The organism is Devosia pacifica, from assembly GCF_014652635.1.
Classification (GTDB): Bacteria; Pseudomonadota; Alphaproteobacteria; order Rhizobiales; family Devosiaceae; genus Devosia; species Devosia pacifica.
Map to the genome: position 1 here is coordinate 230,494 of NZ_BMZE01000001.1, position 13,022 is coordinate 243,515.

9 protein-coding genes and 1 tRNA gene are annotated in these 13,022 nt (G+C 60.4%); 7 read left to right on the forward strand and 3 right to left on the reverse strand.

Going from position 1 to position 13,022, the window contains the following annotated elements; translation table 11 throughout:
- The first annotated feature begins 200 nt into the window (after positions 1–200).
- Together IE127_RS01100 and IE127_RS01105 are read left to right on the forward strand one after the other, a co-directional pair.
- Positions 201–794 (forward strand): head-tail connector protein, encoded by a 594-nt coding sequence (locus IE127_RS01100; protein ID WP_189422581.1) that lies wholly within the window; start codon positions 201–203, stop codon positions 792–794.
- Positions 795–1,389: 595 nt separating this feature from the next.
- Positions 1,390–1,614 (forward strand): hypothetical protein, encoded by a 225-nt coding sequence (locus IE127_RS01105; RefSeq protein WP_189422583.1) that lies wholly within the window; start codon positions 1,390–1,392, stop codon positions 1,612–1,614.
- Positions 1,615–1,823: 209 nt separating this feature from the next.
- Here the strand turns inward: IE127_RS01105 and IE127_RS01110 are convergent.
- Positions 1,824–1,898, reverse strand: a tRNA-Lys gene (locus IE127_RS01110).
- A gap of 62 nt (positions 1,899–1,960) precedes the next feature.
- The gene (locus IE127_RS01115) at positions 1,961–2,737 is read right to left on the reverse strand and encodes a hypothetical protein (protein WP_189422585.1); all 777 of its coding nucleotides are present in this window, start codon (positions 2,735–2,737) and stop codon (positions 1,961–1,963) included.
- 134 nt (positions 2,738–2,871) lie between these two features.
- On the opposite strand from IE127_RS01115, the gene glmU reads away from it, so the two are divergent.
- Together glmU and glmS are read left to right on the forward strand one after the other, a co-directional pair.
- Positions 2,872–4,227 (forward strand): bifunctional UDP-N-acetylglucosamine diphosphorylase/glucosamine-1-phosphate N-acetyltransferase GlmU, encoded by a 1,356-nt coding sequence (gene glmU / locus IE127_RS01120; RefSeq protein WP_189422587.1) that lies wholly within the window; start codon positions 2,872–2,874, stop codon positions 4,225–4,227.
- 3 nt (positions 4,228–4,230) lie between these two features.
- Positions 4,231–6,057, forward strand: coding sequence for a glutamine--fructose-6-phosphate transaminase (isomerizing) (glmS, locus tag IE127_RS01125; RefSeq protein WP_189422588.1), 1,827 nt, complete (start codon positions 4,231–4,233; stop codon positions 6,055–6,057).
- 4 nt (positions 6,058–6,061) lie between these two features.
- Here the strand turns inward: glmS and recG are convergent, their stop codons facing one another.
- Complete coding sequence (gene recG / locus IE127_RS01130) at positions 6,062–8,170, reverse strand: ATP-dependent DNA helicase RecG (RefSeq protein ID WP_244639849.1); 2,109 nt, start codon at positions 8,168–8,170, stop codon at positions 6,062–6,064.
- A 130-nt stretch (positions 8,171–8,300) separates the two neighbouring features.
- Here recG and IE127_RS01135 point away from each other — a divergent pair, with 130 nt between their 5' ends.
- From IE127_RS01135 to IE127_RS01145, 3 genes are all read left to right on the forward strand, one after another.
- Complete coding sequence (locus IE127_RS01135; protein WP_189422590.1) at positions 8,301–8,591, forward strand: FAD assembly factor SdhE; 291 nt, start codon at positions 8,301–8,303, stop codon at positions 8,589–8,591.
- A complete protein-coding gene (gene mfd / locus IE127_RS01140) occupies positions 8,588–12,070 on the forward strand; it encodes a transcription-repair coupling factor (RefSeq protein ID WP_189422591.1) in 3,483 nt (1,160 codons plus the stop codon). The genes IE127_RS01135 and mfd overlap by 4 nt, the downstream gene beginning before the upstream one ends.
- Positions 12,071–12,251: 181 nt before the next feature.
- Positions 12,252–12,995: an invasion associated locus B family protein gene (locus tag IE127_RS01145; protein WP_189422592.1), complete on the forward strand. Its 744-nt coding sequence runs from the start codon at positions 12,252–12,254 to the stop codon at positions 12,993–12,995.
- Positions 12,996–13,022: the final 27 nt, after the last annotated feature.

Here is a 13,022-nt window from a genome sequence, read left to right on the forward strand (position 1 = left end):
CCGAATTGAATCGCGTCTCTGCCGAACGCTTTCCCCATGCAAAAAACAGAAAATTCAGCGGCTCTAGCGCTCGTTGGAACTGCTTTCTATGAGGGGTACGAATTTCGGCAGCTAACGAAAATTTATGCTCGCAGTAGGCTGCTGGGATAGCCAGAAATCCCCATTATTCACTCTTTGTTCTGCTCCAGCAGGAATCCAACATGTCTTTCCATTCTGTCGAGGTGGTCACGCCACCCGAACCCTTTGTCGTGCCCGAAGATATCCAGGGCGGCACGGCTGCAGACGCGGCAATCATTGCGGCTGTCACAAACTCCATCGCGGCGCCGTCCGGTTGGCTGGGCCGGTCGCTGGGACAACAGACACTGCAAGCGAACCTGACTCGGTTCTGCAATCCGCTTCACTTGCCATGCGGGCCGGTAATTTCGATCACGTCGATCAAGTACACCGACCCAGACGGCAACGAGGCCACCGTTTCAGACGAGACTTACCGCATGGTAGGAAACGCGGTTTACCTCCAGCCCGGAAAGTGCTGGCCATCGGCCGCAGCCGGGCCGGACGCAGTTCGCGTTGAGTATGTCGCAGGATATGCCGCCAATGACGTGCCAGCCGAAGCTAAGCAGGCGGTGATCCTGGGCACGCAACAGCTGCGCGACCTCAGCACCACGAATGTGTTCGTGCGTAGCGAGACCGTGGAGGGCGTCGGCGTCACTCAATGGGCGATCGATGCTCGAGCCGGTGAAGTGGTCCGGCGCGCGGTTTCGGCGTTGCTGGCAGGGCTTCGCTTATATGAGTGACGCAATCCAAATCCACAAAGTCTGGCACTGCGCAAGCGACTCCGAGGTTGGAGTCGTCGCACGCTGGAAAGCCCGAGTCGGTGACTGGACGATATGGCACGGGGCAATAAGGCGAGACAATGAGAGCATCTTGCACGTGGTCATGCCCGGCCGCGGATCGTGCGGCATTAGCTTGAGTCGGGAGTCCGAGACTTGGCGCGACCTCGAGGCGGCGGTTTTGTCGGCCTGGCAGTCGGGTAAGCTCCGGTAAAATTCGGTAACATAAGTAATCATAGTAGAGCATAGAAAAGTATATTATACTTATTTACGCATAATGCATTTTTTGCTTGCCAAGCTAAATTGAGTCGCCTTATTGATAGATTATCGGCAGCAATGATGCTGCCCATATCTGAGGGAGCAAGCGCGCCATGAATGACAACATGCGACCACTGATTTACTACCGCGGTCAGTTAAACAGTGATCAGGCGATGACGATTGTTCCGGTGCACTTGGTGCGTGCGCCTGGATTTCCGGGCCTCGAGGGCGCCGCAGACATGTTGGTCACGGTTGCGGCTGCAAATCGGTTGGCGCGTGTTAGCGTGGGGAGGGCGGCTTAATGGGACTAGTTGGCACTACCGAACTTCAGGCGGCACGCACAACTGTCACCAAGCTGCGCAATCATTGTGTTGCCGGCATAGCGGCGACTTACGCGCTCATTGAGGCTCGAGACGGCAAGCATGACGGCTTGCAAGAGGACCTGGACAATCTCTGCACCCAGCTAGTGGGCTATCAGCAAGCGATAAAGGCCATCGACGGCGCGATTGCAGAGGATGTGCTTTAGCCCGACTTGCACAACAGTTTCACCACAAAAGGCCGCTCCTCTCGTTGGGGCGGTCTTTTTCCATGCGGCAGATTTGCGGCAGTCACATTGCCGCAAGCTTTTGCAAAGCCTGTAAAACTGGGAAATTTGGTAATGCCTCATGCCGCATGGAAGTGCTGGAACCTGAGGCCATAGGCTCTACTAAATTACTGATTTATCTAAGAAATTAATGGTACGCCGGGTGGGGGTCGAACCCACGACCATTCGATTAAAAGTCGAATGCTCTACCACTGAGCTACCGGCGCTCCTTTGGGTGCGCGGACCATACTGACTGCGCCCCTTGTGTCAACAATAAAGGCAGGGCGCGCTAGCTTGCCGGTTCCGGCAGCGGCGCGCCTCTGTACGGCACCGGCTGGCAGCTGACAGATTCGCGCTCCAGGCGCAGGCACATTTCGGCTGCGGCTCCGGCATCAGCGAGCGGGCCGGCGATAATTCGTTTGAGCTCTCCTGTACTGCTGCCGGCAAGCAGCGGCTGCAACGAACCGAGAATCGGTTCCAGCCGGTACGCATAGTTCGCCCATGCTGCGGGCGCTTGAGCCTCGGTAATGCTTGGCCCGAGCGCTACCGCAAAAGTGGTTTCCGCAATCTCGGCACCCGCATTAAGCGGTTCGGGCAGCGGTTGCAGAGTGTTCACATCAGCTTGCCCGGCTTCTGGAAGCGCGCGGTATTCGACGCGTACAGAGCCCCCTTGAGCCGGCTCCGTCTCACCGGAATCTATGGAAGCTGTAGCGAGCGACCGATCGATTCCGTCGTCGCCCGACAACAGCCCCGGCAGGCTGCTCTCGAGCGCCCCGATCCGCCGCCGCGCGGTGTCGCCATCGCGGGTCTGCATATCAAGCTGTGCCCGAAGCGTCGTATTCTGCTGGGCCAGTTCTTGTGTCGTCACCTCCAGCGATCTGAGGCGTCGCGACATTTGTTCGACGCTGCTGGTCTGCAGGCGAGCCGCGTGCATGGTCTGCAAGGCACTCGCCGGCAACAGCGCCGCGACATTGGCTGACAGCACTGCGAGCACACAGGACCCGAGGGCGATCAGCCCCCACGCCATCACATCGGCTTGCCGAAACTCGTCAGATGCCTTCGCCAAAGATCTTGCCCCCTGAGCCCGCGAATCAAGTGCGGGTCCGAAAGAACTTTGCCGTCTCTGTTATCGGTTCGCCAACCGTTCTGCGTAATAATAGTGTTTACAAGCAATGCCGAAACCACGGGAGACGGGCAGACATGGCAGAACTGGTGTCCATCGTACTGGCAGCCGGAGAGGGCAAGCGCATGCGCTCGCAAAAGCCCAAGGTGCTGCATGAGGTCGCCGGCCTGCCAATCGTTAGCCACGTCGTCGGGGCCGCCAGGGCCGCCGGTTCTCGCGACGTTGCTGTGATAACCGGTCCGGGCCACGGGGATGTTCGCGATGCTGTCCGATCCGCCGATCCGGACGCGACCTTCTTTGAGCAGCTTGAGCGTAAGGGCACGGCACACGCTGCAGCGCAGGCGCGCCCGCTTTGGGAACACGCGCAGGGCTATGTTGCTGTGGTCTATGCCGATCATCCGCTGCTGCGCGCCGAAAACTTTCAGACTGTTCTCGATCGGCTCGATGCCGGTATGGATGCGGCAATCCTCGGCTTCGAACCTGATGATCCCACCGGCTATGGACGCCTGCTGACGGACGGCGACAGCTTGCTGGCCATTCGCGAGCAGCGCGATGCCAGCGAGGAAGAAAAGAAGGTCGGTCTGTGCAATGCCTGCATCCTGGCATTCCGCGCCGAAGTCTTTCGCGCGCTGATCGACAAGGTTGGCAGCGATAACGCGCAGAACGAGTTTTACGTTACCGATCTGGTTGAACTTGCAAACGCCGCCGGGTATCGCGTCGGCTACGGTATTGCCCCCGAGGTCGATGTAATGGGGGTGAACGATCGGATCCAGCTGGCCCGTGCTGAAGGGCTTTTTCAAAAGCGCATCCGGTCAGAAATGATGCATCGCGGGGTGACGCTGATCGATCCGGACACGGTCTACTTCGCTTACGATACCGAAATCGAAAATGACGTGGTGATCGAGCCGAGCGTCTATTTCGGGACGGGGGTCACGATAGAGCAGGGCGCAACCATCCATGCCTTCTCACATATCGAGGGAGCGAGTGTGGGACGCGGGGCTTCGGTGGGGCCGTTCGCCCGGCTGCGGCCAGCAGCGCAGATTGGCGCAGACGCGAAGATCGGCAATTTCGTCGAGATCAAGAAGGCAGAGATTGGCCGGGGAACCAAGGTCAGCCATCTCAGCTATATCGGCGACGCGTCGCTTGGAGATGGCGTCAATGTTGGAGCCGGCGCTATCACCGTCAACTACGATGGCTACAACAAGCACCAGACCAAAGTCGGGGCGGGCGCCTTCATTGGCTCCAACACCTCATTGATTGCCCCTGTTTCCGTCGGCGCCGGCGCGCTGGTGGCAGCGGGCAGCGTCATCACCAAGCCGGTCGACGCCGATGCGCTGGCACTTGCTCGGGCTGGGCAGGTCAATAAATCCGGTCGCGCCAAGACCATTTTTGAACGGGCCGCGAAGGCCAAAGCCGAAAAGAGCAGGGGCTAGCCTATGTGCGGCATCGTTGGCATCCTCGGATCAGAACCCGTAGCGGATCGTTTGGTCGAGGCGCTGAGGCGGCTCGAGTATCGCGGCTATGACAGCGCTGGCGTTGCAACCCTCGAGGGCATGGCGATTGCCCGACGGCGTGCCGAGGGCAAGCTGCACAATCTTGCCAAGCGCCTGGTCGAAGAACCACTCGAAGGCACTATCGGTATCGGCCATACGCGCTGGGCAACCCACGGCGCCCCCACCGAGTCGAATGCCCATCCCCATGCCACTGATGCCGTGGCCGTCGTCCACAATGGAATTATCGAGAACTTTCGCGCCCTTTTGGCGGACCTTGCGCAAGACGGATACCTGCCGCAGACCCAGACCGATACAGAAGTCGTTGCCCTATGGGTAACCCGCGAACTGGCCCGTGGTGCAACTCCGGAACAGGCCGTTGCCAATACGCTGGAACACCTGCATGGCGCGTTTGCATTGGCACTGATGTTTCATGACCATCCCGGCCTGCTGATTGCGGCGCGTCGCGGGGCGCCGCTTGCCGTCGGCTATGGTGAAAACGAAATCTATCTCGGCTCGGATGCCATGGCGCTGGCGCCGTTCACCGCGCGTCTCAGTTACCTGGAGGACGGTGACTGGGCGATCATAACACATGACGGGGTCATCATTCGCGACGCGTCAGGCGAAGTGGTGAAAAGGCCTGTTGAAACCTCGCAGGCGTCTGCACTGCTGGTGGACAAGGGCAATCACCGGCACTTCATGGCCAAGGAGATCGATGAACAGCCGGAGACAATCTCACACACGCTCAGTCACTATGTGGACATGGCGAGTGAAACCGCCGCGCTGCGGGAGGGTCTGCCGTTCGACTTTGCAAGCCTGCCCCGGCTGACGATCAGCGCCTGCGGCACGGCCTACTATGCTGGCTGCGTCGCCAAATACTGGTTCGAGCGCTACGCGCGCCTGCCAGTCGACATCGATGTCGCCTCGGAGTTCCGCTATCGCGAACCGCCCTTGATGCCGAACGGGCTATCGCTGTTCATCTCGCAGTCTGGCGAGACCGCCGATACGCTCGCTGCTCTGCGATACTGTGCGTCACAGGACCAGCATATCGCCTCTTTGATCAACACCTTGGAATCGACGATCGCCCGAGAGTCGGATGTCGTGTTTCCAATATTATGCGGGCCGGAAATCGGCGTCGCCTCGACCAAGGCATTCACCGCCCAGCTGACCGCGCTTGCGGGACTGGCCGTAGCTGCGGGACGCGCTCGTGGTGTGCTGACGCCAGAAGCTGAGCGGCAGCTCGTACACGCCCTCGTCGGCCTCCCGAGCGCCGTTTCGGAGGCGCTTCGCGCGGAAACGCAGATCATGGAGATCGCACGCCATCTGTCGCGCGCCAAGGACGTCCTCTATCTCGGGCGCGGCCAAATGTTCCCGATTGCAATGGAAGGCGCGCTCAAGCTCAAGGAAATCTCCTACATACACGCCGAGGGCTATCCAGCCGGCGAACTGAAACACGGGCCGATCGCTCTTATTGACGAAGACATGCCGGTCATCGTCGTCGCGCCATCGGACGAACTCGTCGACAAGACTCTTTCGAACATGCAGGAAGTGGCCGCACGGGGCGGCCGCATCATCCTGATCACCGACGAAGTCGGCGCCAATGCCGCGGGCAAGGATGTTGCGGAAATCATACGCATCCCGCAGGTGTCGAGCTTCGTCGCGCCGATCGTTGCAACCATCCCCGTGCAGCTGCTTGCCTACCATACTGCAGTGGCTATGGGGACTGACGTCGACCAGCCGAGGAATCTCGCCAAGTCGGTGACGGTGGAATAATGGCTCAGCCGGCGCGAAGCAGGGGAATCGCAAGGTCCTTGCGGAACAGGTAGAGCAGGGTGCGAACGGCCTCGCCTTCGGTGCCTGTAAGCCCCGGATTCCGACTGAGGATTTCGATGGCATCCTGATGCGCCCATTCCAGAAGATGCCGATGGACGTCGGGGACCGCCAGACGGTAGCCAGGCATACCGGACTGTCGGGTGCCCAGCAGATCGCCCTGGCCGCGCAGCTCCAGATCGCGTTCGGCAATTTCGAAGCCGTCTTCGGTCTGTCGGATAGTCTCGAGCCGCGCCTTGGCGGTTTCGCTCAGCGGCTCCTCATAAAGCATGAGGCAGGCTGAGCGTGTTGAACCGCGTCCTACGCGGCCGCGCAGCTGGTGCAGTTGCGATAGCCCAAAGCGTTCCGCATGCTCGATGATGATGATCGAGGCATTCGGTACATCGACCCCGACTTCGATCACTGTCGTCGCGGCCAGAAGCTTGATTTCGCCCGACTTGAAGCGATCCATTACAGTCTGCTTTGCGCTCGCCGCCATGCGCCCATGCACGAGCCCGACGGAATCGCCGAAGACTTTCTGCAGGTGTCCAAACCGCTCTTCGGCCGACATTGTCTCGAGTGTCTCGCTCTCCTCGACAAGCGGGCAAACCCAATAGGCCTGGGCGCCTTCGGCAAGGCGGGCTTGCAGCCGGTTCAGCACCCGGTCGTACTCACCGATCGAGAGCACGGCTGTATCGATTGGCTGCCGGCCCTTGGGTTTGTCGCGAAGCGTCGAAACCTCCATGTCGCCGAAATGCGTCAGCACCAAAGTGCGCGGGATGGGTGTCGCGGTCATCACAAGGAGATCGCTGTGCTTGCCCTTGTCGGACAGCGCCAGACGCTGATGCACGCCAAACCGATGTTGCTCGTCGACGACTGTAAGCCCCAGATCCTTGAAGGCAATGTCGTTCTGGAACAAGGCGTGGGTGCCCACAGCGATCGCTATGCTGCCATCGGCGATGCTGGCTGCGATGCTACGCCGTTCCTTTGCGGTCATCTTGCCGGTGAGCAGGGCGATATCAAGCCCGACGGCATCACATAGCGGCTTGAGCGTTCTGAAGTGCTGGGCGGCCAGGATTTCGGTGGGAGCCATCAAGGCCGATTGCGCGCCAGTCTCGGCAACGTGCGCCATGGCCATCAGCGCCACAACGGTCTTGCCCGAGCCGACATCGCCCTGCAGCAAGCGAGACATGCGATTCTCGGACGCGAGGTCGGCGTGAATATCTGCAAGCGCATGCTTCTGGCCATCAGTAAGCGAGAATGGCAGAGCGGCTTCAAGCCTCTCCGTGATGTGTCCCGTGGCCTGACGCGCCACCCCGCGGGTTGATCCCATCGTGGCCCGAACGATCAGCAGCGCCAGTTGGCCTGCAAGATACTCGTCATAGGCGAGACGATTGCGGGCAGGGCCCCAAAGCTCGGCATCGCTCGGATCCTCCGGCTGATGAACGTGCCGCATCGCCTCGGCAAAGGTTGGCCATCGGTGATGCTCGCGCGTCGCTTTGGGCATCCATTCAGTAAGGTCGGGTAACTGGGTGACCACCTGCTGGACGAGCTTGTAGAGAGCTTTGGACTTCAGCCCATGAGTAAGCGGATAGACAGGTTCGACGCTCGGAAGTGCATCCGGATCGTCTGGCGCTGCCACATAGTCCGGGTGCATGATCTGCTTTTCACCATTGAAGATGCCGATGTCCCCGGAAACCAGCCGTCGTTCGCCGACCGGCAGCAATTTCGTCAGCCAATCGCCCTGAACCCGGAAATAGACGAGTTGTATATCGCCGGTGTCATCGTGGGCGTGAACGCGATACGGCGCCTGCGCTTTTCCAGGCGGCGATGGCTGATGACGATCTATGTGCAGATCGAGCGTCACCGTCTGATTGAGTGTGGCATCGATCACGCTGACGCGCCGCCGGCGGTCGATCGTCGCCGTTGGCATGTGCATCAGCAGGTCGAGCGCCATCGCCTCCTGACCCTCTCCAGGGGCGAGAAGACGACGCAGCAGGCTGTGCAGTTGCGGTCCTACTCCCTTGAAAGACTGAAGCGAACGAAACAGCGGGTCGAGTGTCTGCGGGCGTGGCACGATTCGATGGTCCCTGAGATCCTGTCTGCTTTTAGCGTTGCAGGCGTCACTGTCCAATTCCGGGCTTGCTGCTGACAATCGCCAACAATCGGCGTAAACAGGCCGCCACAAACATAGGCAGACCGAAATCATGGCAGTTGCAGAAACGGCCGGTGAGCCGATTGCTATGCGCAGAAAACGTGCGCGCTATCGTGCTTGGCACCGCGGTATCCGGGAAATGGATCTGGTACTTGGCTCCTTCGCGGACGCTGAGGGACCGAATATGGACGCTGCGGAACTGGACGCGTTCGAAGCGCTACTTGACGAACTGGATGCGGACCTTCTGCGCTGGGTGACGGGGGCAGACACACTGCCTGAGCGCATTGATGCGCCGCTGTTTGCGCGAATCGTCCGACATCAGCAGCAACGGTTGCAGTCATGAACGAGCAGATCGTCGAGAAGCCGACACGCACGATTGCGCATGTGCCGGATGGCATGCAGCCGATGGTTCTTGCGGGCCTTGTGGAGGATCGCCTGAAGGCGGCTCCAGAGGATCCGGTCAGTATCGTCTTCGTGGCGCGCGACGGCCGGCGGATGCAGCGGCTCGCGGACATACTGCAGCAGATGCTACCCGGTCATCCAATCCTCACTTTGCCGGCCTGGGACAGCCTACCGTACGACAGGGTGTCGCCGAACAGCGTTACTACAGCTGCCCGCATGCGGACCTTGGCGAGCCTCGCCGAAAACCAGACCAGCGGCGCGATCGTTCTGACCGCGGTCAACGCGCTCATCCAGAAGCTGCCGCCGCGTGAAGACGTGCAGCGGATGAGCTTTTCCGCCGCGAGTGGTCGTATGGTCGAAAGCGATAAGCTGATCACCTGGGCCAGCGACAACGGCTATCTTCGGGTTCCGACAGTGCGCGAATCCGGCGAGTTCGCGGTTCGCGGCGGACTTGTCGATCTCTATCCGGCTAGTGCCGAGGCTCCTGTCCGGTTCGACTTCTTTGGCTCGCAACTGGAAACCATCCGCACCTTCGATCCTGACACACAGCGTACCACGGGCACGCTGAAGCGGATCGAACTGGTGCCGATGAGCGAAGTGATGCTGACCGCCGACAGCATCCGCCGCTTTCGCCAGAACTATACGCGCAGCTTCGGCGGAAACACCGCAGATGACCCGCTCTACGCCGCCATCAGCGCCGGTTCACGCTATGCTGGCGCCGAGAACTGGTTGCCGTTCTTTTATGAGCACCTCGAGGACCTGTCGGCCTACGTGGGTGACGCTCCATATGTGTTCGATGACCAGGCCGCCGAAGCCTTTGGCGAACGGCGCCGGCAGATCGTCGACTATTATCAGGCGCGCGAGGAAGCCCGTCAGCAGCCTCAGGTCGCTGGAGCCGGCGCCCCTTATAAACCCGTACCACCGGATCAGCTCTATGCTGTCGACCAGCACCCATATGCTCTGGCCGGCGCTAGCGTCATACAGCTTTCGGCCTTTCAGGCGCCAGATACGCGGGACACGGTCGATGCTGGCGGGCACCTGGCTCCGAGCTTCGCAGCCGAGAGGCAAGCGCAGGATACCAACCTCTTCGCCGCGGTCGTCGACCGCCTTACGGCCGAGCGCAAAGCGGGACGCCGCGGCATCATTGCCTGCTGGAGCGAAGGCACGCGGGACCGTATGGCCCAGGTGCTCAAGGACCATGGCCTGACCAACCCACGCATGGCGGAAAACTGGCGCGACGCCGCCTCCACAAGCCCGAACACCACATCTCTTGTTGTGCTCGGCCTCGATAGCGGGTTCGTCACCGACGAGATGCTCGTCCTGTCTGAACAGGACATTCTGGGTGAGCGCATTCTGCGCCCGCAACGCCGTCGCAAGGCCAGCGATGCGCTGACAGAAGCCGCCAGTCTCGCTGCCGGCGATCTGGTCGTTCATGTCGATCACGGTATCGGCCGATTTATCGGATTGCGTGTTATCGAGGCGGGGGGCGCCCCACACGAATGTGTTGAGCTCGAATACGCCGGCGATACAAAGCTCTACCTGCCCGTCGAAAACATCGAGCTGCTTTCGCGCTATGGCTCCGAAGACACGGGCGCCCAACTCGACAAACTGGGCGGCGGTGCCTGGCAGGCTAAGAAAAGCCGTCTCAAGCAGCGCATCCGCGAAATGGCGGAGCAGCTGATCACGATTGCCGCGGCACGTCAGTTGAGCTCTGCCGACCGGATGGACCTTCACGCCGGCAGCTACGACGAGTTCGCTGCGCTATTCCCGTTCGAGGAAACTGAAGACCAGATGGCCGCCATCGAGGCAGTGTTTGATGATTTGTCATCCGGCAAGGCGATGGATCGGCTGGTTTGCGGCGATGTCGGCTTCGGCAAGACCGAAGTCGCGCTTCGGGCTGCCTTTGCCGTTGCCCTTTCGGGCAAGCAGGTGGCCGTGGTGGTGCCGACGACACTTCTTGCCCGTCAGCACTACAAGACATTTGCCGAGCGTTTTGCCGGCCTGCCGGTGCGCGTGCGCCAGGCCTCGCGTCTCGTCGGCAGCGCCGAAATGAAGGCTACACGCCAGGGTCTTGCCGAGGGGCAGGTCGATATTGTCGTCGGTACCCACGCCCTGCTGGCGAAATCGATCAAGTTCAAGGATCTGGGGCTGCTGATCATCGATGAAGAGCAGCATTTCGGCGTGGGCCACAAGGAGCGGCTTAAGGAGCTCAAGGCCAATGTGCATGTGCTGACGCTGACCGCGACGCCAATCCCGCGTACACTACAACTGGCCCTGACAGGTGTTCGCGACTTGTCGTTGCTGGCGACGCCGCCGGTCGATCGCCTGGCTGTGCGCACGTTCATATCGCCCTTCGATCCGCTCAGCGTCCGCGAGGCGCTGCTACGCGAGAAATATCGCGGCGGGCAGGCGTTTTATGTCGTGCCGCGCATCAAGGATCAGCCGGAAATCGCTGATTTCCTTAAACAACAGGTTCCCGAGGTGTCATTCGTCGTTGCTAACGGCCAAATGGCGCCCGGCGAACTCGATGACATCATGAACGCCTTCTATGATGGGCAGTTCGACGTCCTCGTCGCCACCACCATCGTCGAGTCCGGTCTCGACATTCCCAATGCGAACACCCTGATCGTTCATCGCGCCGACCATTTCGGTCTCGCGCAGCTTTATCAGATCCGTGGCCGCATCGGACGCTCCAAGCAGCGCGCCTACGCTCTGTTTACAGTGCCCCCGGACCGCAAGCTGACGGATACTGCGGAGCGTCGCCTAGGGGTCCTTCAGTCTCTCGAAACGCTGGGCGCGGGCTTCCAATTGGCCAGCCACGACCTCGATATCCGCGGCGCTGGCAATCTGCTGGGCGAGGAACAATCGGGACATATTCGCGAGGTTGGCTACGAGCTCTACCAATCCATGCTGGAAGAGGCCGTGGCCTCCCTACGGTCCGGCGAGGAAGAATATGTCGACAACTCAGAATGGAGCCCGCAAATATCTCTTGGCATGCCTGTGATGATCCCCGAGCACTATGTGCCGGATTTGACCGTGCGGATGCAGCTCTACAGGCAGCTGGGTGATCTCAAGGAAGCCGAGGAGATCGATGCCGCCGGCGCTGAGCTCATCGACCGGTTCGGTCCACTTCCTGAAGAGGTTGAGGCACTTCTGAAGGTCATTCTGGTCAAGTCGCTCTGTCGCAAGGCAAATGTCGAAAAGGTCGACGCTGGGCCCAAGGGCGCTGTCGTTACTCTACGCAACAATGAGTTCCCGAACCCGGGTGCCTTGGTGCAGATTGTAGCGGACCCGGGACAGCAGGCCCGTATAAAACCAGATCAGAAGATTGTGTTCGCGCGCAACTGGCCCAACGCCGATGCGAGACTGAAAGGTGCGGCCGCTATTCTTTCGCGCATGGCGAAAGCGGCGGAGCAGTAAGTATTTGGCGTTAACGAACCGGAACAACCATATAAGACAATTTGCATGGTTCGGCCCGCCCGACAGGGTTCCGTAATGCTTGGTCGTCATGCTATTGCCCGAATTCAGCACTTCAAGGTCACCCAAGAATGCGGGGGAGAACGCCGCCCCGTTGCGATTGCAAACAAGCCAAGGATTTTGCATGAAGCTCAGAAACTCACTTCTCGCTGGTCTTGCCGCCGCCACCTTTGCGCTGTCGTCCATGACGGTTCTCGCCCAAGAGACCGAGACGACCGAGGAAGCGCCCGCGACGAGCGAGCAGCAGCAACCTGATACCACAGCGGCGACGCAGGGTATCACCAGCGCCGAACTTCCCTCGCAGAACTGGTTGAAGGTATGCGATCCGCTGCCGGATGGGCAGGAAGCGTGCATCATGCGTCAGGTGGTTCTGGCCAATGGTCAGTTCCTTGGCTCGTTCCTGCTGCGTGACGACCCGGGCCAGGAGAGCCGCCTGCTGGCAGTTGCTGCCGTTCCACTAGGCGTGCTGCTGCCGTTCGGGCTTACCTGGCAGATCGATGGCGCCGAACCGATCCGCGTGCCCTATATGCTCTGCGATCCGACGTCATGCGCGACCCAGCTCGTTATCAACGAGGCCTACGTGAATTCGCTCAAGCGTGGTGCAGCCCTGAAGCTCACGGCGAAGAACCGTCAGAACGAGGATCTCACGATTGAGATCGACCTGAGCGGCTTTACCGCCACCTATGATGGCGATGCTGCGCTCACCTTTGACGAGTTCCGCCAGGAGTCGACAGGCGGTAACGCGCTTGAGCAGGTGCTTCAGGACCGTGCCGAGCAGCTCCGTCGCCAGCTCGATACGGATGCCGAGCCCGCGGAAGGGGCTTCAGAAGAGAGTACGGATTCTGGCGCCGAGGAGACGGCGCAGTAATCTGGCTGCATCGACAGCATCAGTGAG